Origin of the sequence: Streptomyces sp. NPDC048192 (assembly GCF_043202415.1) — a bacterium.
In the GTDB taxonomy this organism is placed as follows: Bacteria; Actinomycetota; Actinomycetes; order Streptomycetales; family Streptomycetaceae; genus Streptomyces.
In genome coordinates, this window is sequence record NZ_JBIDAL010000002.1 from 461231 (window position 1) to 482610 (window position 21380).

At 73.9% G+C, this 21380-nt stretch carries 19 protein-coding genes; 14 read left to right on the forward strand and 5 right to left on the reverse strand.

The features are described from left to right. The first annotated feature begins 590 nt into the window (after window positions 1-590). The 3 genes from ACGFZN_RS04985 to mug all read left to right on the forward strand — a co-directional run bounded on the left by ACGFZN_RS04985 (window position 591) and on the right by mug (window position 3448). Complete coding sequence (locus tag ACGFZN_RS04985; RefSeq protein WP_393857062.1) at window positions 591-1379, forward strand: SGNH/GDSL hydrolase family protein; 789 nt, start codon at window positions 591-593, stop codon at window positions 1377-1379. Window positions 1380-1460: 81 nt separating this feature from the next. Next, a complete protein-coding gene (gene purB, locus ACGFZN_RS04990) occupies window positions 1461-2906 on the forward strand; it encodes an adenylosuccinate lyase (RefSeq protein ID WP_393857063.1) in 1446 nt (481 codons plus the stop codon). Further along, the gene (gene mug / locus ACGFZN_RS04995) at window positions 2903-3448 is read left to right on the forward strand and encodes a G/U mismatch-specific DNA glycosylase (protein WP_393857192.1); all 546 of its coding nucleotides are present in this window, start codon (window positions 2903-2905) and stop codon (window positions 3446-3448) included. The genes purB and mug overlap by 4 nt, the downstream gene beginning before the upstream one ends. Before the next feature lie 4 nt (window positions 3449-3452). On the opposite strand, the gene ACGFZN_RS05000 is transcribed toward mug, so the two are convergent. From ACGFZN_RS05000 to ACGFZN_RS05010, 3 genes are read right to left on the reverse strand one after another with little or no spacing between them, the layout of a single operon-like run. After that, the gene (locus tag ACGFZN_RS05000; RefSeq protein ID WP_393857064.1) at window positions 3453-3896 is read right to left on the reverse strand and encodes a hypothetical protein; all 444 of its coding nucleotides are present in this window, start codon (window positions 3894-3896) and stop codon (window positions 3453-3455) included. Between the two features lie 41 nt (window positions 3897-3937). Further along, window positions 3938-4648, reverse strand: a complete 711-nt coding sequence (locus ACGFZN_RS05005; RefSeq protein WP_393857065.1) for an ABC transporter permease — start codon at window positions 4646-4648, stop codon at window positions 3938-3940. Between the two features lie 2 nt (window positions 4649-4650). Next, window positions 4651-5571: an ABC transporter ATP-binding protein gene (locus tag ACGFZN_RS05010; RefSeq protein WP_393857066.1), complete on the reverse strand. Its 921-nt coding sequence runs from the start codon at window positions 5569-5571 to the stop codon at window positions 4651-4653. A 108-nt stretch (window positions 5572-5679) separates the two neighbouring features. On the opposite strand from ACGFZN_RS05010, the gene ACGFZN_RS05015 reads away from it, so the two are divergent. The 3 genes from ACGFZN_RS05015 (at window position 5680) to ACGFZN_RS05025 (ending at window position 8751) form a co-directional block, all read left to right on the forward strand. Then, entirely contained in the window at window positions 5680-6834 is a 1155-nt protein-coding gene (locus tag ACGFZN_RS05015) for a sensor histidine kinase (RefSeq protein WP_393857067.1), read from the forward strand. Window positions 6835-6848: 14 nt separating this feature from the next. Continuing rightward, complete coding sequence (locus tag ACGFZN_RS05020) at window positions 6849-7505, forward strand: response regulator (RefSeq protein ID WP_393857068.1); 657 nt, start codon at window positions 6849-6851, stop codon at window positions 7503-7505. Window positions 7506-7596: 91 nt separating this feature from the next. After that, on the forward strand, window positions 7597-8751 hold the full coding sequence (locus tag ACGFZN_RS05025; RefSeq protein ID WP_393857069.1) for an ROK family protein: 1155 nt from the start codon (window positions 7597-7599) through the stop codon (window positions 8749-8751). A 178-nt stretch (window positions 8752-8929) separates the two neighbouring features. Here the strand turns inward: ACGFZN_RS05025 and ACGFZN_RS05030 are convergent, their stop codons facing one another. Beyond that, the gene (locus ACGFZN_RS05030; RefSeq protein WP_393857070.1) at window positions 8930-9691 is read right to left on the reverse strand and encodes a GntR family transcriptional regulator; all 762 of its coding nucleotides are present in this window, start codon (window positions 9689-9691) and stop codon (window positions 8930-8932) included. Between the two features lie 279 nt (window positions 9692-9970). Here ACGFZN_RS05030 and ACGFZN_RS05035 point away from each other — a divergent pair, with 279 nt between their 5' ends. The 3 genes from ACGFZN_RS05035 to ACGFZN_RS05045 all read left to right on the forward strand — a co-directional run bounded on the left by ACGFZN_RS05035 (window position 9971) and on the right by ACGFZN_RS05045 (window position 14385). Next, on the forward strand, window positions 9971-10801 hold the full coding sequence (locus tag ACGFZN_RS05035; RefSeq protein ID WP_393857071.1) for an alpha/beta fold hydrolase: 831 nt from the start codon (window positions 9971-9973) through the stop codon (window positions 10799-10801). A gap of 248 nt (window positions 10802-11049) precedes the next feature. Further along, a complete protein-coding gene (locus ACGFZN_RS05040; RefSeq protein WP_393857072.1) occupies window positions 11050-12633 on the forward strand; it encodes an alkaline phosphatase D family protein in 1584 nt (527 codons plus the stop codon). Window positions 12634-12936: 303 nt separating this feature from the next. Further along, entirely contained in the window at window positions 12937-14385 is a 1449-nt protein-coding gene (locus ACGFZN_RS05045; RefSeq protein ID WP_393857073.1) for a GNAT family N-acetyltransferase, read from the forward strand. 158 nt (window positions 14386-14543) lie between these two features. Here ACGFZN_RS05045 and ACGFZN_RS05050 read toward each other — a convergent pair whose 3' ends face one another. Further along, window positions 14544-15743, reverse strand: coding sequence for a trans-sulfuration enzyme family protein (locus ACGFZN_RS05050; RefSeq protein ID WP_393857074.1), 1200 nt, complete (start codon window positions 15741-15743; stop codon window positions 14544-14546). A gap of 59 nt (window positions 15744-15802) precedes the next feature. On the opposite strand from ACGFZN_RS05050, the gene ACGFZN_RS05055 reads away from it, so the two are divergent. From ACGFZN_RS05055 to ACGFZN_RS05075, 5 genes are all read left to right on the forward strand, one after another. Then, complete coding sequence (locus ACGFZN_RS05055) at window positions 15803-16288, forward strand: Lrp/AsnC family transcriptional regulator (protein ID WP_393857075.1); 486 nt, start codon at window positions 15803-15805, stop codon at window positions 16286-16288. 52 nt (window positions 16289-16340) lie between these two features. Further along, window positions 16341-18032: a DUF885 domain-containing protein gene (locus tag ACGFZN_RS05060; RefSeq protein ID WP_393857076.1), complete on the forward strand. Its 1692-nt coding sequence runs from the start codon at window positions 16341-16343 to the stop codon at window positions 18030-18032. A gap of 868 nt (window positions 18033-18900) precedes the next feature. Beyond that, on the forward strand, window positions 18901-19566 hold the full coding sequence (locus tag ACGFZN_RS05065) for a hypothetical protein (protein WP_393857077.1): 666 nt from the start codon (window positions 18901-18903) through the stop codon (window positions 19564-19566). Window positions 19567-19752: 186 nt separating this feature from the next. Then, window positions 19753-19998 (forward strand): ferredoxin, encoded by a 246-nt coding sequence (locus ACGFZN_RS05070; RefSeq protein ID WP_393857078.1) that lies wholly within the window; start codon window positions 19753-19755, stop codon window positions 19996-19998. After that, the gene (locus ACGFZN_RS05075) at window positions 19988-21379 is read left to right on the forward strand and encodes an NAD(P)/FAD-dependent oxidoreductase (protein WP_393857079.1); all 1392 of its coding nucleotides are present in this window, start codon (window positions 19988-19990) and stop codon (window positions 21377-21379) included. Before ACGFZN_RS05070 ends, ACGFZN_RS05075 begins: the two co-directional genes overlap by 11 nt. Window position 21380 lies beyond the last annotated feature (1 nt).

A 21380-nucleotide genomic window follows, 5' to 3' on the forward strand; every position in this document is an offset into this window, starting at 1 on the left:
GCGAGACGCCGGCCAGGCATACCACTGGGCCAGGGCCGCCTGCCAGGCATGGCACCGGCCGCCCGAGATGTCGACCGGGCACACGGCTGGGCTGCAGACCGCCGACCGGCATGCCACTGGGCGGGCAAGACGCCGGCCGGGCACACGGCTTGGCTGGGCCGGGAGCCTCCGACCGGGCATGCCACTGGGCGAGCGAGACGCCGGCCAGGCATACCACTGGGCCAGGGCCGCCTGCCGGGCACGGCGTCGGCCGCGCGAGATGTCGACCGGGCACACGGCTGGGACCGAGCCGCCGACCAGGCATACCACTGGGCAGGCAAGACGCCGGCCGGGCATAGGGCTTGGCTGGGCTGGGAGCCTCCGACCGGGCATACCACTGGTCGAGCGAGACGCCGGCCAGGCATACCGCTGGGCTCGGGACCGCCGACCAGGACCACCGGGCGCGGGGAGGGTCAGCCCGGGCGGAAGGTCGCCCGGGGATGCCGCTGGGCGGGCGGGAGGCGGCCGGGCCGGGCCGTCTGGCGGGCCTTCGGGGTGGTTCCGGGGTGACCGACCGGCGGGTATGGCGCCGGGATACCATCGCTCACGCCATGCAGACGAATCCCACACCTCCCGCCCACAGCAGCCTGGTCGCGGTCGGCGACTCCTTCACCGAGGGCATGTCGGACCTGCTGCCCGACGGTTCCTACCGGGGCTGGGCCGACCTCCTCGCCGCGCGGATGGCCGCCCGCACACCGGGGTTCCGGTACGCCAACCTGGCCGTGCGCGGCAAGCTGATCGGGCAGATCGTCGACGAGCAGGTGGACATCGCCGCGGCGATGAACGCCGACGTGATCACGCTGGTCGGCGGCCTCAACGACACCCTGCGGCCCAAGTGCGACATGGGCCGGGTCAAGGGCCTGCTGACCGAGGCCGTGGAGCGGCTGGCCCCCGCCTGCACCCAGCTGGTGCTGATGCGCAGCCCCGGCCGCCAGGGCCCGGTGCTGGAGCGGTTCCGGCCGCGCATGGAGGAGCTGTTCGCCTGCGTCGACGAGCTGGCGGCCCGGCACGGCGCGGTCGTCGTCGACCTGTACGGGGCGCCCGCGCTGGCCGACCCCCGGCTGTGGGACGTGGACCGGCTGCATCTGACGGCCGAGGGACACCGCCGGGTCGCCGAGGCGGTGTGGCAGGCGCTCGGGTACGAGCCGGAGGACACCGAGTGGCACGTGCCGATGCCGGCCACGGCGCCGCCGGGCTGGGTGACGCGCCGGGCCGCGGATCTGCGCTTCGCCCGGGAGCATCTGCTGCCCTGGATAGGCAGGCGCCTGACCGGCCGCTCCTCCGGTGACGGCCGCCCTCCGAAGCGGCCCGAGCTGGTGCCGTACGAGGCTCAGGCGTAGCGGGGTGACCGGGCTCTCGTAGCTTCCGCCGAACCGGGGCGTGGCGCTGGCCTGCACAAACCACCAGTAGAATCCGTACACGTGACTTCTGCCGCGCCCGCCAAGCCCCGCATCCCCAACGTCCTCGCCGGACGCTACGCCTCCGCCGAGCTCGCCACGCTCTGGTCCCCCGAGCAGAAGGTGAGGCTGGAGCGGCAGCTCTGGCTCGCCGTGCTGCGCGCCCAGAAGGACCTCGGCATCGAGGTGCCGGACGAGGCGATCGCCGACTACGAGCGTGTCCTCGACACCGTCGACCTGGCCTCGATCGCCGAGCGCGAGAAGGTCACCCGGCACGACGTGAAGGCGCGGATCGAGGAGTTCAACGCCCTCGCCGGGCACGAGCACGTGCACAAGGGCATGACCTCCCGCGACCTGACGGAGAACGTCGAGCAGCTGCAGATCCGGCTCTCGCTGGAGCTGATGCGCGACCGTACGGTGGCCGTGCTGGCGCGCCTCGGCAGGCTGGCCGGCGAATACGCCGAGCTGGTCATGGCGGGCCGCTCGCACAACGTGGCCGCGCAGGCCACGACGCTGGGCAAGCGTTTCGCGACGGCCGCCGACGAGCTGCTGGTCGCGTACGGCCGCCTCGAGGAGCTGCTGGCCCGCTACCCGCTGCGCGGCATCAAGGGCCCGGTGGGCACCGCGCAGGACATGCTGGACCTGCTCGGCGGCGACGCGGCGAAGCTCGCCGAGCTGGAGCAGCGCATCGCCGGGCACCTGGGCTTCTCGCAGGCCTTCACCTCGGTCGGCCAGGTCTACCCGCGCTCGCTGGACTACGAGGTCGTCACCGCGCTGGTGCAGCTGGCGGCGGCCCCCTCCTCGCTGGCCAAGACGATCCGGCTGATGGCCGGGCACGAACTGGTCACCGAGGGGTTCAAGCCGGGCCAGGTCGGTTCCTCGGCGATGCCGCACAAGATGAACACCCGCTCCTGCGAGCGCGTCAACGGCCTGATGGTGATCCTGCGCGGCTACGCGTCGATGACCGGCGAGCTGGCCGGTGACCAGTGGAACGAGGGCGACGTGTCCTGCTCGGTGGTGCGCCGGGTCGCGCTCCCGGACGCCTTCTTCGCCCTGGACGGCCTGCTGGAGACCTTCCTCACCGTGCTGGACGAGTTCGGCGCCTTCCCGGCCGTCATCTCCCGTGAACTGGACCGCTACCTGCCGTTCCTGGCCACTACCAAGGTCCTCATGGGCGCCGTGCGGGCCGGTGTGGGCCGCGAGGTCGCGCACGAGGCGATCAAGGAGAACGCCGTCGCCACCGCGCTCGCGATGCGCGAGCAGGGCGCCGAGCGCAACGACCTGCTCGACAAGCTCGCCGCCGACGACCGCCTGCCCCTGGACCGTGACCAGTTGGCGGCGCTGATGGCCGACAAGCTGTCCTTCACCGGTGCCGCGGCCGACCAGGTCGGCGTGGTCGTCGGCCGGATCGAGGAGATCGTCAAGCAGCGCCCGGAGGCCGCCGGCTACACCCCCGGAGCGATCCTCTGACCCGCCTGACCAAAGCGGACCTGGAGGCCGCCCGCGACCGTCTCGTCCCGGACGTGGTCGCGGACGGCCTCCGTGTGCTGTTCTGCGGCATCAACCCGGGTCTGATGACGGCCGCGACCGGCCACCACTTCGCCCGTCCCGGCAACCGCTTCTGGCCGGTGCTGCACCTGTCCGGTTTCACCCCGAGACTGCTGAAGCCGGCCGAGCAGCGGGAGTTGCTGTCGTACGGGCTGGGCATCACGAACGTCGTGGCGCGGGCGACCGCACGGGCCGACGAGCTGACCGCCGAGGAGTACGCCGAGGGCGGGCGGCTGCTGACCGAGAAGGTCACGCGGCTGAGGCCGGGCTGGCTGGCCGTGGTCGGGGTGACCGCGTACCGTGCGGCGTTCGGCGACCGCGCCGCGCGGGTGGGGCCGCAGCAGCGGACGATCGGGGACAGCCGGGTGTGGGTGCTGCCCAACCCGAGCGGTCTGAACGCGCACTGGACGGCGGCGACGATGGCCGAGGAGTTCGCCCGGCTGCGCGAGGCCGCACACGCGTAGGCGGTCACGGCGGGTCGATCTCGGTCACTATGCCGAGGAGCTGGAACGGGAGTTCCCCGGGTCCGTGGGACACGCCGAGGGCGATCCACCGATCGGGCGCGGGTGCCTTCCACAGGTGGACGTCCGGCACGTGCTCGCTGAGCCGGGACCAGGGTTCCTGTATGTCCTCGCCCTCCATCGTCCGCAGGAGGACACCGCGCAGGCTGAAGCGCTGCGGCGGGCCCCAGCGGCTGGTGAGCCGCTCCGTGAGACCGTCCCGGTCCGCCTCGTACTGCGCCGCCGTCGCCTCCCGTTCCGTGCCGTCGTCCTCCCAGAAGTCGCCGCTCGTCTGTAAAGCGGCTATGTGATAGCCCGGCCCGCTCTCGCCGTGCTCCGTCCTGCCGTGGCCCGCGGGGAACTCCCGGGCGCACAGCATGTCGATGACGGTCAGGCACTTCGCGATGTCCATGTGATCCAGTAAACCGGGCGCCACTGACAATTGGCGGCCCGTCAGGCGTCCCTGCGGTGCAGGCTCCACGCGCCCGCGAGCAGGGCGGCCGTCGCCCACAGCGCGGTCACCGCGAGCCCGCTCCACGGGCCGAGGGCGCCGTGCCAGGCGCTGTGCAGGGCGACTTGGCCGGCCCGGTCGGGCAGGAAGTCGGCGGCACCGCCGGACAGGTCGCCGACGACGAAGGACACGATCAGCAGGAAAGGGACCAGCACGGACAGGGTCGCGACGCCGCTGCGCAGCACGGCCGTGAGCCCGGTGGCGAACAAGGCCATCAGCGTCAGGTGGAGTCCGCAGCCCACGGCGCCGCGCAGACCCTCGGCCCAGCCGGGAGTGGACGCGCCGAGGGCCGCCCGGCCCAGCAGGAGCGTCACGAGCCCGGTGAGCAGGCCGACGGCCAGCGTCGGCAGGGCGACGGCCGTCGCCTTGGCCGCGAACCAGCGCGGGCGGTCGGGCGCCGCCGACAGGGTCAGCCGCAGCGCGCCGCCCCGGAACTCGCACGACATGGCCGTCGTACCGAAGGCGATCGCGGCCACCTGCCCGAAGCTGATGCCGCAGAATACCGAGAACAGCGGGTCGGCACCGTCGGCGTCGGCCGTGGCGAGCACCGAGAACGCGACGGTGGCCAACAGGATCGCGGCGAGAGCGCCCAGCTGGGAGCGCAGTGTACGGATCTTGATCCACTCGGCGTGCAGAAGGGGTGTGAAGTCCATGCTCAGGCCTTCCGGTACGGCGTGGCGAACTCGGCCTCGGCGGCGGTCAGGTCGAGATAGGCCTCCTCCAAGGTGGCCTCGTGCGCGACCAGTTCCAGGACGGGGACACCGGCCTCGGACATGAGCCTGCCGATGTCGTCCACGCGTGCGTGCCACACGGTCCGGGCGCCGTCGGGTTCCGTGGAGGCCTCGAGACCCCTGCGGGCGAGCAGGTCGTCCAGGGCGGCGGGGGCGGAGGTGCGGACCCTGACGTGCGGCCGCACGCGCGCGTGGATGAACTCCCGCACCGGAGTGTCGGCCAGCAAGCGCCCCCGGCCCAGGATCACCAGGTGGTCGGCGAAGGCGGCGGTCTCGCTCATGAGATGGCTGGAGACGAGGACCGTACGCCCTTCCTCGGCGAGCCGGCGCAGCAGCCCGCGGATCCACACGATCCCCTCCGGGTCGAGGCCGTTGGCGGGTTCGTCGAGCAGGACCACCTCGGGGTCCCCCAGGAGGGCGGCGGCGATACCGAGGCGCTGGCGCATGCCGAGGGAGTAGGTCCGTACCCGCTGCCCGGCCACCTCGGCGAGTCCGGTCTCCTCCAGAACGGTGCCGACACGGCGGTCCGGGATCCGGTTGCTCGCGGCGAGGGCGCGCAGATGGTCCCGGGCGGTGCGGGAGCCGTGGGCGGCCCGGGCGTCGAGCAGCGCGCCCACCCGGCGCAGCGGTTCACGAAGGCCCGGATAGGGCCGGCCGCCGATGGTGGCGGTGCCGGAGGTGGGCCGGCCGAGGCCGAGGACGAGGCGCATGGCGGTGGACTTGCCGGCGCCGTTGGGGCCGAGGAAGCCGGTGACACGGCCGGGGCCCACGCTGAAGGTCAGCCGGTCCAGGGCCCGGCGTCCGCCGTACTCCTTGCTGAGGTCGCGCACGTCGATGCTGGTCATGGCAGCCAGCCTGGCGTTCGCGCGACTCGGGTTCCTCCCCCGTCGGTGGAGAGCGTCTCCCCCGTGCGAGGGAGGTGCGTTGTCAGTGCCGCCTGCGACGATGGCGCCATGGTCCGCTTCCTGCGCCCGCTGTCGCGCGGGACGACGTACACGCGCCTGGTGCATCTGTGGGTGCCGATGCTGGTGGTCAGCGTCTGGCTCTTCATCGACATGTCGACCCCCTGGGTGCCGGCGCTGGTGCTCGTCCCGCTCGGTCTCGTGCCCTCGGTGCGCAGGGGTGAGGGCGTGCAGGCGCGTCTGCTGCTCACGCCCGGCGAGGCGGAGCCGGGCATCTCCGAGGCACCGTCGGCGACCTGGCGGGACCGGTGGCGCACGGTGCTGTGGCTCCAGTTGCGGATGGTCCTCGGCGTGGCCTGCGTGTTCGCCACGGTGTGGCTGCCCATCGCCGCCGTGGAACTGGCTCGGTCTGCCTGGGGACATACACCGTCCGGCATGCCGCTGCCGGGCCGTCTGCCGCCGCACGGGACGTGGGTTCTGCTGAGTCCGCTCCCCCTTCTCGTCCTGTACGGGGTGGTCGTCGGGCTCGGGGAGCTGATCACCGTCTGCGCGCGCCGGCTTCTCGGTCCCTCCGCGGCGGAGCGGCTCGCGGCGCTGGAGGAGCGCACCGAGCAACTGCTGGAACGCACCCGCATCGCACGGGAGTTGCACGACTCTATCGGGCACGCCCTGACCGTGGCCGTGGTGCAGGCCGGCGCGGCGCGGGCGGCGGGAGATCCGCAGTTCACCGACCGCGCGCTGGACGCCATCGAGGAGACCGGCCGGGCAGCCCTGGAAGACCTGGAGCGGGTGCTGGGCGTGCTGCGGGAGACCGAACGGCCGGTGAGCGCCCGGCCCACGCTGGCCGACGCGGGCCGGCTCCTGGAGTCGGCGCGGGCCTCGGGCGCCATGGTCGAGGCCGAGGTGACGGGCCCGGTGACGGCGGTGCCGGGGACGGTGTCCCGCGAGGGGTACCGCATCCTGCAGGAGGCCCTCACCAACGTGCTGCGACACGCGGGCGCCGTACCGGTGCGGGTCCGGGTCGCGGTCACCGACGACCTGCTCGCATTGGAGGTCCGCAGTCCCCTGCCGGGCGCGATACCCGGCCCGGGCCGGGGCAGCGGCCTGCGTGGCATACGGGAGCGGGCCGCGCTGCTCGGAGGCAGCGCCCGGACCGGTCCGGACGAGGGCGACTGGCAGGTGCGGGCAGAGCTGCCGATCAGCTGATCGAGTCTGGCCGGATGCCGGTCACCGTACTCCTCGTCGACGACGAACCCCTGGTCCGTGCTGGTCTGCGGGCCGTGCTGGAGGCGCAGGCGGACATCGAGGTGGTGGGCGAGGCCGCCGACGGCGCCGCGGTCGTCCCCCTGGTACGGCGACTGCGGCCGGACGTGGTCGCGATGGACGTCCGCATGCCGCTGCTGGACGGCATCGAAGCCACGCGTGTGGTCCTGCGCACGGTGGCCGAGCCGCCGAAGATCCTCGTGGTGACGACCTTCGAGGACGACGAGTACGTGTACGAGGCGCTGCGCGCGGGCGCCGACGGGTTCCTGCTGAAGCGGGCCCGCCCGGCCGAGATCGTGCACGCGGTACGGCTGGTCGCGGAGGGCGAGTCGCTGCTGTTCCCGGCGTCCGTACGGCGCCTCGCCGCCCGGTACGGCGACGGCGACCGGCCGGCACGAGCCGTGCTGGAGCGGGCCCGGCTGACCGAGCGGGAGGCGGAGGTGCTCCGGCTGATGGCGCGGGGCCTGTCGAACGCGGAGATCGCCGCGCGGCTGGTCGTGGGCACGGAGACGGTCAAGTCCCATGTGAGTGCCGTACTCGCCAAGCTCGGCGCGCGCGACCGCACCCAGGCGGTGATCGTGGCGTACGAGTCGGGGTTCGTCGAGCCGCGGTGAGCCCGGCGGGAGCGGTGAGCCCGGCACTCGCCGGGGTGCGCCGGGCCGAGTACGATCCGCCCAACACGCCCGCGAGCTGGAAGGACGGACGGTGGCGCAGCTGACCGGCGGCGATCCCTCGCTGCTGCGAAGGATCAATTCCGCGGTGGTGCTGCGCGCGCTGCGTGCCGCGGACTGCGCGACGCTCACCGAGATCACCCGGGCGACCGGACTGTCCCGGCCGACCGTCGAGGGGGTCGTCGAAGGGCTCATCGAGAGCGGGCTCGTCGTGGAGACGGCGGCCGACGAGGGCGCCGCGCGCCGGCAGGGGCGGCCCGCGCGCCGGTTCCGGTTCCGGGCCGAGGCGGGGCATCTGCTGGGCCTGGAGATCGGGCCGCACCGGGTCGCCGTGCTCCTGTCCGACCTGGACGGACGGGTGCTGGGCGCGCAGGCCAAGGAGGTCGACGAGACGGCCCCGGCGGACGAGCGGCTGGACCGGCTGCGCGGCGCGGTCGCGGAGCTGCTGCGCCGGGCCGGGGTCGCGCGCAGCTCGCTGCGCGCCGTGGGCGTGGGCACGCCGGGGATCGTGGAGGCCGACGGCACGGTGCGGCTGAGCACCGCGCTGCCGCAGTGGACGGGCCTGAAGCTGGGCGAGCGGCTCAGCCGCTCCTTCAAGTGCCCGGTGCTGGTGGAGAACGACGCCAACGCGGCGGCCGTCGCCGAGCACTGGAAGGGCGCGGCGACCGGGTCGGACGACATGGTGTTCGTCCTGGCCGGGCTGAGCCCGGGCGCGGGCTCGCTGATCGGCGGGCGGCTGCACCGCGGCTACGGCGGGGCGGCCGGGGAGATCGGCGCGCTGCATCTGCTGGGCCGGGAGGCGCCTCCGGAGACGCTGCTGTCCACCACCGACGAGCCGCTGCACCCGCTGGACGAGCAGGCGGTCGCCGAGGTGTTCGCGCTGGCCCGGGAGGGCGACCAGCGGGCGCGGGCGGCCGTGGACCGGTTCATCCAGCGGCTGGTGCACGACGTGGCCGCGCTGGTGCTCGCCCTCGATCCGGAGCTGGTCGTGATCGGCGGCTGGGCCGCCGGCCTGGACGGCGTCCTGGAGCCGCTGCGCCGCGAACTGGCCCGCTACTGCCTGCGTCCGCCCCAGGTGGCGCTGTCCCTGCTGGGCGAGGCGGTCGTGGCGACGGGGGCGCTGCGCCTGGCCCTGGACCACGTCGAGGAGCAGCTGTTCGCGGTGGACGGCACGGTGACGCGGCGCTAGCGCAGGGCGCGTTCGCGGCCGCGGTCGTGGTGGCCGGCCGCGCCCGCATGTCGGGGCCGCACATGCGATGCGGCCCCGCGCTCCTGGGGCATCCCGGTCCGGCGCTCAACTGGTGCCCTGGACGCGGGAGTCCGCGCCCGGGCGGCCGGCCTCGCCCCGTTCGGTGGCTGCCCGGTGGTCAGGAGGCCCGGCGCTCCGGGTCGTGGTGTATCTCCACGTCCGGCGTGTCGCCGAAGGTCAGCCGGCAGGTGTCGGCGCGGTAGGTCGCGACGGACAGGGCGGCGGTGCGGCCCGCGGCGAGGAAGCGGGTGGTGACGACGAGGACGGGCGAGCCGGGGAGCCGGTCGAGGTCCTTGGCGTCGTCGGCGCGGGCGGAGCCCAGTTCGACGGCGCGCTCCTGGCCCTCCAGCGTCAGGTGCTGCAGTTCGCGCAGCACCGCACGCGCGCGTGCCGCGCCGGAGGGTGCGTCGATCGCGGTGAGGTCGGGCACCGAGGCCGCCGGGATGTAGAGCAGTTCGGTGGCGACCCGCTGGCCGTGGGACATGCGGGAGCGGCGCACGGTGTGGACGGGCTCGTCGGCGCCGGTCTCCAGGGCCGCGGCGACGGCGGCGGGCGGCACCTCCTCGTCGCAGTCGACGGACTGCCAGGCGTCCGCGGCGGAGCCCGGCCAGGCGTGCCGCTCGGTGCCGACGGCCACGCCCACGCGCGGCGGTGCGACCGTCGTACCGACGCCGCGGCGGCGCTGCAGCCGGCCTTCCAGCTCGAGCTGTTCGAGGGCCTGGCGGAGCGTGGCGCGGGCCACGCCGAAGCGCGCCGCGAGCTCGCGCTCGTTGGGCAGGATCTCGCCGACCGAGAACTCGGAGTCGAGTGCCTCGCTGAGCACGGTCTTGAGATGCCAGTACTTCGGTTCCGGCACCGATTCCAGCTGCGTGGTCCCCACCCTGTCCTCCGCAAGAGCCGTGGTCCGGCGGTTTTTAGCGCCCTTGTTTATTAAAGGTTGTTGCACTTCTCTGCGACCATAGGGCGGCCCGCACCCTTGGTCAAGACCAATCCTCGATCCCCCGGGCACCGCACAGCGGGCCTGCCGCGCAGCGTTCACGAGGCGTTCGCAGACGGCCGGCCGGGCGCGCGACGCGCTCCCGCCAGGGGCTACCGGTCGGTAGCAATTGCTGACAAGCTGTCTACGGCGTCCGTCGGCACCCAGACGAGGAGCTTCCCCATGTCCGCCACCGTCACCTTCAAGGTCCCCACTCCGCGCGGCCCGGAGGGCGTGACCGTGTCCTACGCGCGCGTAGGGCGCGGCGAGCCGCTGGTCCTGCTGCACGGCATCGGCCATCACCGCCAGGCCTGGGACCCGGTCGTGGACATCCTCGCCACCGAGCGCGACGTGATCGCCGTCGACCTGCCGGGCTTCGGCGCGTCCCCGGCCCTGCCGGACGGCCTCTCCTACGACCTGCCCACCACCAACACGGTGCTCGGCGGCCTCTTCGAGGCACTGGAGCTGGACCGGCCGCACATCGCGGGCAACTCGCTGGGCGGCCTGCTCGCCCTGGAGCTGGGCCGGGAGAAGCTCGTACGGTCCGTCACGGCCCTGTCCCCCGCCGGGTTCTGGACGGAGGCCGAGCGCCGGTACGCCTTCGCGGTGCTGCTCGCGATGCGCGGCATCGCCCAGCGCCTCCCACTGCCGCTGGTGGAGCGGCTGTCGCGCACGGCGGCCGGCCGTACGGCGCTGACGAGCACCATCTACGCCCGTCCGGCGCGCCGCGCCCCGGAGGCGGTCGTCGCCGAGACCCTCGCGCTGGTGGGCGCCGCCGGTTTCGAGGCGACGCTGCGGGCGGGAACGACCGTGCGGTTCACCGACGAGCTGGCGGGTCTGCCGGTCACGGTGGCCTGGGGCACCCGCGACCGGCTCCTCGTACGCCGCCAGGGCGTGCGCGCCAAGCAGACGATCCCGCACGCCCGGCTGGTGCGGCTGCCCGGTTGCGGCCACTGCCCGATGAACGACGACCCGGCACTGGTCGCGCGGGTCATCCTCGACGGCAGCCGCTGAGCGGCCCGCCTCCGGCAGCACGGGCGCGGACCGGCGGAGGGCGTGCCGACGGCCGGGGATTCCGTACGGCCGTGGTTGGTACGGGCGAGGCCGGGCCGCCTCGTGGTCGACGCGATGGCGGGGTCGCGGCGGCGTCCCGGGCGGTGCCCTCAAGGGCCGTTGTTCACTCCGGGTTTGCGTGCGCGCCGCAGCGTCCCAGTAGGTGTGGCTGTGCACACTGGCCGGATCCCGCTCCTGGAGGCGCAGCCATGTCAGACCGTCCGTTCCCCGGCCGCCGCAGCGTTCTGCGCGGCTCGCTCGCCGCGTCGGCGGCCCTGACCCTGCCCGTCGGCCCCGGCGCGGCCCCGGCGTTCGCCCGCTCGGGGCGCCCCCAGGCGAACTGGGGCGTGCAGGCGGGCGACGTGACCACCGACTCCGGCCTGGTGTGGGTGCGTGCGGACCGGCCGGCCCGGATGGTCGTGGAGACCTCGGCCACCGAGTCGTTCCGCAACCCGCGCAGATGGCAGGGCCCGCTGCTCGGCTCCGGCACGGACTTCACCGGCACCACCCGGCTGCACGGCCTGCCGCCGGGCGAGCAGATCCACTACCGGGTGCTGCTCGCCGACCCGGACGACCCGCGCCGCACCGGCGAGCCGGTGACCGGCACCTTCCGTACCGCGCCCGCCCGGCGCCGCCAGGGCGTGCGGTTCGTGTGGTCCGGCGACCTGGCCGGGCAGGGCTGGGGCATCAACGAGTCCATCGGCGGTTACCGCATCTTCGACGCGATGGCGAAGACCGACCCGGACTTCTTCCTGTGCAGCGGTGACAACATCTACGCCGACGGCCCGATCGCGGCGACCGCCGCCCTGCCCGACGGCAGCGTCTACCGGAACGTCACCACCGAGGAGAAGTCGCACGTCGCGATCACCCTCGACGACTACCGGGGCAACTTCCGCTACAACCTGCTGGACTCGGCGCTGCGCCGGTTCAACGCCCGGGTGCCGAACATCATCCAGTGGGACGACCACGAGGTACGCAACAACTGGTACCCGGGCGAGGTCATCGGCACCGGCACGCCCTACCCGGCGGGCACGAAGCTCGACGACCTGGCGCTGCGCTCCCGGCGGGCGTTCTCCGAGTACTTCCCGATCTCGACCATCAGCGAGCGCCCGGACGGCCGGATCTACCGGGTCGTCCACCACGGCCCGCTGCTCGACGTGTTCGTGCTCGACATGCGCACCTATCGCAACGCGAACTCCCCCGACAACCAGACCACCGACCCCGTGGGCATCCTCGGCCGCGAGCAGCTGGAGTGGCTCAAGCGCGAGCTGGCGAAGTCCCGTGCGGTGTGGAAGGTGATCGCCAACGACATGCCGCTCGGCCTCGTCGTGCCGGACCCGGTCGAGGGCAAGCCGAACTTCGAGGCGGTGGCGCAGGGCGACCCCGGCGCACCGCTCGGCCGCGAGCTGCAGATCGCCGAGCTGCTGCGGTTCATCAAGCACCGGCGGATCACCGGCACGGTGTGGCTGACGGCCGACGTGCACCACACCTCCGCCCAGCACTACGACCCGTCGCGGGCCGCGTTCAAGGACTTCGAGCCGTTCTGGGAGTTCGTCTCCGGGCCGCTGAACGCCGGCGCCTTCCCGGCCAGCGCGCTGGACGGCACGTTCGGCCCGGACCGCGTGTTCGTCAAGGCGCCCACCACCTCCAACGTCTCACCGGCCGAGGGCTACCAGTTCTTCGGCGAGGTCGACATCGACGGGGACAGCGGTGAACTGACGGTACGGCTGCGGGAGTACGACGGCACGGTGCTGTTCACGCAGACGCTCCAGCCGGGCCGGGTCGGCCAGTAGCGCGGGCGGGGCCGCCGGTCCCGTACGCTTCACCCGTGCCGCGCGCCGGCGTCATCCCACGGGGCGCGGCACGGCCAACTCCTCTGTATCGCGGCCTTCTTCGCAGGTCAGGCCGATTGTCAGTGGTCGCCTCTACGGTTTTCGTATGACGCGATCACGGGAAGACGACAACGCCACGATCTGGAGCCGGGCGATCCGAGGCCGGGCGGCCGTAGAAAATTGGACAAAAGGCGCGGAGCATGCTTTACCCATCGGTCACAATGCGTTCGTGATCACGCAACACGCTTCCTTCACAGTGGCTGCATGACTGCAGAGATGTCTGATGTGACCCGGGCGAAGCACGGACGCCCCGTGCACCACTGGCGGCGCGACCTCGTGGAGCTCGCCGCACTGTTCACGGCGGTCGCGGTCGCCGACGCGGTGGCGAACCTGATCGGGCACGGCCCCGACGGTCCCGCCCTGCTGGTGATCTCGGCGCTGGCGCTGGCCGCGACGGCCGGCTTCCACCTGTGGTGGGCACGGCGCCACGGCCACGCACCGCCGGCCGGTGATACCGGCGCCCGGCCGGCCGCCGAGTCGCGGCCGGCCGGGACCGCCGGACAGCCGGGCGCCGGCTCGGACGAGGCGTCCGGGCCCGGTGCGCTGTGGCGGATGCGGACGACGGTGAAGGACGAGCCGGGCTCGCTGGCGGCGCTGTGCACGGCGCTGGCCGAGCGGCGCGTGGACATCCTGAGCCTGCAGACGCACCCGCTCGCCGAGGGCGCCGTGGACGAGTTCCTGCTGCGGGCGCCGGGGGCGCTGCCGGCGGCGGAGATCACCCGGGCGGTCGCGCAGGCCGGCGGCGCGTCCACCTGGATCGAGCGGGCCGACGCCCATGACCTGGTCGACGCCCCCACCAGGATCCTCGGGCTGGCCGCCCGCACCGCGCTGGACGCCGCCGAACTGCCCCTGGCACTGCGCCAGTTGCTCGGCCGGTGCACCATCCGCTCACTGCCCGGCACGCCGGCCGGCGGAGGCCTCGGACCCGAGCCGGTGCCGGTCGGGGGCGTGCTGGAGGACACCGTGATGCGGCTGCGCGCGCCGGAGGGCGGGGTCATCACCGTCGAGCGGCCGTATCTGCCGTTCACGCCCACCGAGTTCGCGCGGGCCCGGGCGCTGGTCGAGCTGGACGACCGGCTCGGTCCGAGGATCCCCCGCGGCAAGGACGTGCTCACGCTGCCGGAGGGCAACGACATCACCGTCCGCCGGGCCGACACCGCGGACCTGGCGGCGGCGAGGGCGATGCACGAGCGCTGCTCGCCGCGCACCCTCAGCCTGCGCTACCACGGCCCGGTCGGCGACGCGGACCGCTATCTGAACCACCTGCTCAGCCCCCGCTTCGGCCGGACGCTGGCCGCGCAGACCCGGTCCGGCCGCATCGTCGGACTCGGCCATCTCCTGTGGGACGGCGACGAGACCGAGGTGGCACTGCTGATCGAGGACGAGTGGCAGCAGCGCGGCATCGGCGGTGAACTCCTCGGCCGGCTGGTGGCGATGGCCGTGGAGGCCGGCTGCGAGAGCGTGTACGCCGTGACGCAGGCGTCCAACACCGGCATGGTCGCCGCGATGCGCGGTCTCGGACTCCCCCTCGACTACCAGATAGAGGAGGGCACCCTGGTCATCACCGCCCGCCTGGACTCCGTACGGACCGTCTCCGGGGCGCCCTACGACCCCGCCCTGCACCACCTCGGCGACCCGGCCCACCGCGACTGACCGGCGGCCTCGCGCCCTACGGCCGACCCGTACGACCACGGGTGTTCCAGGGTGAACCGGAGGCGTCCTCTCGGCGTCTCCGGTTCACCTGCGTTCCGCGTGCCGGCCCGGGGCGGAGCCCGCCCCCACCACCGGCACCCGCCACCAGCCGCCGGTCGTCAGCGCACCGCCTCCCGCAACGGCATCGGTGCGCGGGCCGGCTCGCCCAGGGCCTGGTCCAGGTCGGCCCACAGGTCGTCCACGTCCTCCAGGCCCACCGACAGCCGCAGCAGCCTGTCGCTCACGCCCGCCCCGCGCCGGTCGCCGGCGTCGACGATGCGGTGGCTGATGGACGCGGGGTGCTGGATGAGCGTGTCGACGCTGCCGAGGCTCACCGCCGGGGTGACGAGCCGGACCCGGGAGATGACCTCGTGCGGATCACCGTGCACCTCGAAGGCGATCATCGCGCCGCCGATGCGGGGATAGTGGACGCGGGCCACGCGCGGGTCGGCGGCGAGCCGGCGGACCAGTTCGGCGGCGTTCGCGGAGGCCGCGCGCACCCGCACGGGGAGCGTGGAAAGGCCCCGCAGCAGCAGATAGCCGGCCAGCGGATGCAGGACGCCCCCGGTGGCGAAGCGGATCTGCCGCAGCCGGCCCGCGAACTCCTCGTCGCAGGCGACCACTCCGGCCAGCACGTCGCCGTGGCCGCCGAGGTACTTGGTGGCGCTGTGCAGCACCAGGCGGGCGCCCTGCTCCACCGGGCGCTGCAGCACGGGCGTGGCGAAGGTGTTGTCCACCAGCAGCGGGACCGAGCCGCAGGCGTGTGCGACGGCCCGCACGTCGATCTCGGCGAGGGTCGGGTTGGCCGGGGACTCCACCATCACCAGTCCGGTGTCCGGCCGCAGCGCGTCGGCGATGCCGGCCGGGTCGGTCCAGGTGACCTCGGTGCCGAGCAGCCCGGCGGTGAGCAGATGGTCGCTGCAGCCGTACAGGGGCCGTACGGCGACCACGTGCCGGAGTCCCGTCGTGGACCGTGCGAGCAGGACCGCGCTGAGCGCCGCCATCCCGCTGGCGAAGGCGACCGCGGACTCGGTGCCCTCCAGGCGGGCCAGGGCCGTCTCGAAGCGGGCGACGGTCGGGTTGCCGAGACGGCCGTAGACGGGCGGTCCGACCGGGTCGGCGCCGTCGGCGGCGAAGGCGTCGATGCGGGCGGCCTCGGCGCGGCTGTCGTAGGAGGGATAGGTGGTGGACAGGTCGATCGGCGGGGCGTGCAGGCCCTGGCGGGCGAGATCGTCGCGGCCGGCGTGCACGGCCTCCGTGGCAAGGGCTCTCGATGCGGTGCGTACCTCGTCGTAGGCACCGGTGCTCGCTGTGTCCATGGCGGAAGGGTGAACATCGGCCGGTTCTTCGACGCCGAACACCGTGCTACGTTCGGCGCATGGCCGAATCTGTCGTACTGGATCCGGTGGACCTGCATCTGCTGCGGCTGCTGCAGAACGACGCCCGGACAACCTACCGTGATCTGGCGGCGCAGGTGGGGGTGGCGCCGTCGACCTGTCTGGACCGGGTGACCCGGCTGCGCCGCTGCGGTGTCATCCTCGGTCACCAGCTGCGGCTGGATCCGGCCAAGCTGGGGCGCGGGCTGCAGGCGCTGCTGTCGGTGCAGGTGCGGCCGCACCGGCGGGAGCTGGTGGGGCCGTTCGTGGACCGAATCCGGGCGCTGCCGGAGGCGCGGACGGTGTTCCATCTGACCGGCCCGGACGACTATCTGGTGCATGTGGCCGTGGCCGACATGGCCGATCTGCAGCGGCTGGTGCTCGACGAGTTCACCGCGCGGCGCGAGGTGGCCCGGGTGGAGACCCGGCTGATCTTCCAGCAGTGGGACTGCGGGCCGCTGCTGCCGCCCGGCCACGCCCACAGCTGAATCCCCCCGTACGTGGGTGACGCGGTGATCCGTCCCGTACGAGGATGGACGCATGTCTGAGACCAAGAGCCCGCTGCCCCGCCAGGTGGCAGACGCGTACGTGGACGACCTCATCGCCCTCGACCCGGTCACCGGTACCTACCTCGGTGTGAAGGAGAGTTCGAGCCGCCTGCCCGACTACTCGCCCGCGGGCCAGGCGGCCCTCGCGGAGCTGGCGCGGGCCACGCTCGCGAAGCTGGACGAGGCGGAGCGGCAGCCGGGGGCGGACAGTGACGCGGAGCGCCGCTGCGGGCGGCTGCTGCGGGAGCGGCTGACGGCCGAACTCGCCATGCACGAGGCGGACGAACACCTGCGCGCGGTCGGCAACATGGCCACGCCGGGCCACTCGGTGCGGGACATCTTCACGGTGACGCCGGCGCAGACGGAGGAGGACTGGGCGGCGATCGCCGAGCGGCTGCGCGCGGTGCCGGGCGCGCTCGCGGGTTACCGCGAGTCACTGCAACTCGGCCTGGACCGCAAGCTGTTCGCGGCGCCGCGGCCGACGGCGACGTACATACGGCAGCTCACGGAGTGGACCGACACGGACGGCGCGGGCCGCGGCTGGTACGAGGACTTCGCCGCCGCAGGCCCGGAGGCGCTGCGCGCGGAGCTGGACGAGGCGGCCCGCGCGGCGACCGGCGCCCTGGTGGAGCTGCGGGACTGGCTGCGGGACGTGTACGCGCCGGCGATCGAGGGCGCCCCGAACACGGTGGGCCGCGAGCGGTACGCGCGCTCGGCGCGCTACTTCAACGGCACCGACCTGGATCTCGACGAGGCGTACGCGTACGGCTGGTCGGAGTTCCACCGGATCCTCGGCGAGATGAAGCAGGAGGCGGAGAAGATCCTGCCCGGCGCCGAGACCCCGTGGGTGGCGCTCGCGCACCTCGACGAGCACGGCCGGCACATCGAGGGCGTGGAGGAGGTGCGGGAGTGGCTGCAGGGCCTGATGGACAAGGCCATCGAGGACCTGGACGGCACGCACTTCGAACTCGCCGAGCGGGTGCGGAGGGTGGAGTCGTGCATCGCCCCGCCCGGCGGCGCCGCGGCCCCCTACTACACGCCGCCGTCGGAGGACTTCTCCCGTCCCGGCCGCACCTGGCTGCCGACCATGGGGCAGACCCGCTTCCCGGTCTACGACCTGGTCTCGACCTGGTACCACGAGGGTGTGCCGGGGCATCACCTGCAGCTCGCGCAGTGGGTGCACGTGGCGGAGGACCTCTCGCGCTACCAGGCGACGATCGGCGGGGTGAGCGCCAACGCCGAGGGCTGGGCGCTGTACGCGGAGCGGCTGATGGACGAGCTGGGCTACCTCACCAGCCCCGAGGAGCGGCTCGGCTACCTGGACGCACAGATGATGCGGGCGGCCCGGGTGATCGTGGACATCGGCATGCACCTGGAGCTGGAGATCCCCGCCGACTCCCCGTTCCACCCCGGTGAGCGGTGGACGCCGGAGCTGGCACAGGAGTTCTTCGGCGCGCACAGCAGCCGGCCGGCGGACTTCGTGGAGAGCGAACTGACCCGGTACCTGACGATTCCGGGCCAGGCGATCGGCTACAAGCTCGGTGAGCGCGCGTGGCTGCTGGGCCGCGAGAACGCACGCCGCCGGCACGGCGACGCCTTCGACCTGAAGGCCTGGCACATGGCAGCCCTGTCACAGGGCTCCCTGGGCCTGGACGACCTGGTCGACGAACTGTCCCGACTCTGACGACCAGCGCGGCGCGGGCCCGCCGTGACATGCCCCGGCACGGGCCGGCGCGGCAGTCCACGCGCGGGCCGCGTGGCGTAGCCCCAGCCCGGGCCGGCGCGGCATGTCCCGGCGCGGGCCGGTGTGGCATGTCCTAGTGCGGGCCCTGTGGTGTAGCCCAACGCGGGCCGGTGTGAGGTAGCCCAACGCGGGCCGGTGGCGCGGAGCCGGGCCCGCTGCCACCGGCCCACGCCACCCGGCACGTCGCCGACCCACCGCTCCGGACCCCGCCGGCCCGATGCACCCCCGCCGCGGCGCACCACGCCACGACACGGAGCCGGGCCCCGCCACCACCGGCCCACACCATCCGACACGTCGCCGATCCGCTCCGGACCCACGCAACTCGGCACGCACCCGCGCCGCGGCGCGCCACGGCGCGGAGCCGGGATCCCACCACGACCGGCCACACCGCCCCGCACGCGCCTCCCCGCCACCAACGGCACCCGCCATCCGGCCCGCACCCGCCCCACCGCTCCGTACCCACGCCACCCGGCACGCACCCCCACGGCGGCGCACCACGCCACGGCACGGCGCGGAGCCGGGCCCCCGCCACAACCGGCCACACCACCACCCACCCAAGCCACCCGACACGCACCCGACCCGCCACTCAGGACCCACGCCACCCGGCACGCACCCCCACGGCGGCGCACCACGCCACGGCACCGCACGGAGCCGGACCGCCGCCGCTCCCCACCCCCGGCCCCCGGCCACATCGCCCCCTCCCCACGCCGCCCCCTCCCCCTCGCTGGTCCGTCCGGCCGACCCCGGTGGCGGGAAGGGGGCGGGGGCGGCTGGCTGGGGGCGGGGGTTGTGCGGAAGGTGGTGCGGTATGCGGCAGGAAGGGCAGCCGGCGCTGGCGACGCCGCGGGCGGCCGGGCTGGCGGGAGTGGTGTTCGCGCTGCTGCTCGCGGCGGCGATCGTCCTGATGCGCCTGGGTATCCCCGAAGGGGCCGGCGCGGTCGTCCCGCGGGGGTTCACGGACCCCACCCGCCGGCAGGCGGTGCGGACGGCGCTCGCGCTCGTGCCGTTCGCGGGCATCTTCTTCCTGTGGTTCATCGGCGCCGTACGGGCGCACGTCGGCGCCGGCGAGGACCGGTTCCTCGCCACCGTGTTCCTCGGCAGCGGGCTGGTCTTCACGGCCACGATGTTCGGCGCGGCCGCCGCCGCGGGCGCCGTCCTCTCCGTCGCGCATCCCGTCGGCACGGTGCCGTGGCCGTCCTCATGGGACTTCGGCCGTCACATGGCGTACACGCTGATGACGGAGTACGCCACGCGGATGGCGGCCGTCTTCGTCTCCTCCCTGTCGGTGATCGGCCACCGCCTGCGCATCCTGCCGCGCCCGCTCACGGTCCTGGGCTTCCTGACCGCTCTCACGCTCCTGTTCGTCGCGGCCGAAGTGCCCTGGGCGGAACTGGTCTTCCCCGCCTGGTCGCTGGTGCTCAGCGTGTACATCCTCCTGGTGAACACCCGCGCCCGCACCGCCGCGGATGCCTGACGAAACGGTCGGGCACGTGGGACCGCGGAGCGGTGAGCAGTGATGCCGCGGGCCCGAACGGGTCTCCCGGCGGGCGGGAGGATGCGAGCGCGCTCATGCTGGCACTCGGGACATGACCGCCGTCCGGGCTGCCGAGCGATCCGGCCGGCGCACACCGGACCTGGCCACCGGAAGGGCGGAGCACCGATGCGGCTCGTCGTCGACCTCAACAAGTGTCAGGGGTACGCCCAGTGCGCGTTCCTGGCGCCCGACGTCTTCGCCATGCACGGCGAGGAGGCCCTGATCTACAACCCGCACGCGCCCGAGGAGCAGCGGGAGAGGCTGGCCCGCGCCGTCGCCGCCTGCCCGGTAGGGGCGATCACCGCGGACGGGCTGGACGGTGTGGACGGGACAGGCACGCAGGCCGCCCGGGAGGCGTCCGATGTGCGCTGACTACGTCGAGTGGCTGCGGCGCGAGGGCCGGATCGTGATCGTCGGCGCGTCGCTCGCCGGCCTGCGTGCCGCCGAGACGCTGCGCGCGGAGGGCTTCGCCGGGGAGCTGACCCTGATCGGTGACGAGCCGTACGAGCCGTACGACCGGCCGCCGCTGTCCAAGTCGGTCCTGTTGGGCAAGGCCTCCCCGCGCCACACGGAGCTGCCGCACCGGCGGGAGATCGACGCCAAGTGGCGGCTCGGCGTCGCGGCGAGCGGGCTGGACCTGACGGCCAAGCGGGTCCGGCTGGCCGACGGGGACGAGGTGGAGTACGACCGGCTGCTCATCGCGACCGGTGTGCGCGCCCGGCCCTGGCCGAAGGAGGAGGAGGCCCGGCTGGACGGGGTCTGCCTGCTGCGGACCCGGGACGACGCGGCCGATCTGTGCCGGCGGCTGAAGGCCGGTCCGCGCCGGGTGTTCGTCATCGGCGCGGGCTTCGCCGGTTCGGAGGTCGCCTCGGCCTGCCGGGAGATGGGCCTGGCCGTCACGGTGGCCGAGCGCGCCGGGGCGCCGCTGGTGGGCGCGCTCGGCGGGGTGATCGGCGCGGTCGCCGCCGATCTGCAGACCGAGAACGGCGTGGACCTGCGCACGCATGTCACGGTGACCGCGCTGGAGGGCGACGCGGTGGGCAGGGTGCGGGCCGTCCATCTGTCCGACGAGAGCGTCGTCGAGGCGGACGTGGTCGTGGTGTCGCTGGGCTCGCTGCGCAACACCGACTGGCTGGCCGGGTCGGGGCTGGGCGCCGGGCCGCGCGGCGTCGCCTGCGACGCGGGCTGCCGTGCCTTCGACTTCCGGGGGATCGTCACCGACGACGTGTTCGTCGCCGGTGACGTGGCGCGCTCCCCGCACGCGCTGTTCGGCTACCAGTTCCTGTCGCTGGAGCACTGGGGCAATGCCGTCGCCCAGGCGGAGACGGCCGCGCACAACATGATCTGCCACGGCGCCGAGCGGCGCCCGCACCTGTGGATGCCGGCGTTCTGGTCGTCGATGTTCGGCGTGAACATCAAGTCGGTCGGCGTGCCGCCCATGGGCGAGCAGCTCATGATCACGCAGGGTTCGCTGGCCGAGCGCCGGTTCGTCGGCGTCTACGGCCACCAGGGCCGGGTGATCGCCGCCGTGAGCTTCGACAACACGAGGTGGCTGGAGTTCTACGCCCGGCAGATCGAGCGGGGCGCGCCGTTCCCGGTGGAGTTCCCGACGATGGACCGGCGGCCCGAGGGGCGGCAGCCGGTGGCGTCCGACTTCCCCGACCCGTCGCTGCCGACGCACGGCCCCACCGTGACCCTCAGCGGCTACTCGCCGGCCGACCAGCAGCTGGTCTTCCACCCCGCCCGCCACTGAC

Bases quoted from the DNA above. Each gene is read 5' to 3' on its own strand.
- ACGFZN_RS05060 (WP_393857076.1), top strand. From the start codon at position 16,341: ATGTCTGAGACCAAGAGCCCGCTGCCCCGCCAGGTGGCAGACGCGTAC.
- ACGFZN_RS05010 (WP_393857066.1), bottom strand. From the start codon at position 5,571: ATGACCAGCATCGACGTGCGCGACCTCAGCAAGGAGTACGGCGGACGC.
- ACGFZN_RS04985 (WP_393857062.1), top strand. From the start codon at position 591: ATGCAGACGAATCCCACACCTCCCGCCCACAGCAGCCTGGTCGCGGTC.
- ACGFZN_RS05055 (WP_393857075.1), top strand. From the start codon at position 15,803: ATGGCCGAATCTGTCGTACTGGATCCGGTGGACCTGCATCTGCTGCGG.
- ACGFZN_RS05005 (WP_393857065.1), bottom strand. From the start codon at position 4,648: ATGGACTTCACACCCCTTCTGCACGCCGAGTGGATCAAGATCCGTACA.
- ACGFZN_RS05045 (WP_393857073.1), top strand. From the start codon at position 12,937: ATGACTGCAGAGATGTCTGATGTGACCCGGGCGAAGCACGGACGCCCC.
- ACGFZN_RS05040 (WP_393857072.1), top strand. From the start codon at position 11,050: ATGTCAGACCGTCCGTTCCCCGGCCGCCGCAGCGTTCTGCGCGGCTCG.
- ACGFZN_RS05000 (WP_393857064.1), bottom strand. From the start codon at position 3,896: ATGGACATCGCGAAGTGCCTGACCGTCATCGACATGCTGTGCGCCCGG.
- ACGFZN_RS05050 (WP_393857074.1), bottom strand. From the start codon at position 15,743: ATGGACACAGCGAGCACCGGTGCCTACGACGAGGTACGCACCGCATCG.
- ACGFZN_RS05075 (WP_393857079.1), top strand. From the start codon at position 19,988: ATGTGCGCTGACTACGTCGAGTGGCTGCGGCGCGAGGGCCGGATCGTG.
- ACGFZN_RS05015 (WP_393857067.1), top strand. From the start codon at position 5,680: ATGGTCCGCTTCCTGCGCCCGCTGTCGCGCGGGACGACGTACACGCGC.
- ACGFZN_RS05035 (WP_393857071.1), top strand. From the start codon at position 9,971: ATGTCCGCCACCGTCACCTTCAAGGTCCCCACTCCGCGCGGCCCGGAG.
- ACGFZN_RS05065 (WP_393857077.1), top strand. From the start codon at position 18,901: ATGCGGCAGGAAGGGCAGCCGGCGCTGGCGACGCCGCGGGCGGCCGGG.
- ACGFZN_RS05070 (WP_393857078.1), top strand. From the start codon at position 19,753: ATGCGGCTCGTCGTCGACCTCAACAAGTGTCAGGGGTACGCCCAGTGC.
- ACGFZN_RS05020 (WP_393857068.1), top strand. From the start codon at position 6,849: ATGCCGGTCACCGTACTCCTCGTCGACGACGAACCCCTGGTCCGTGCT.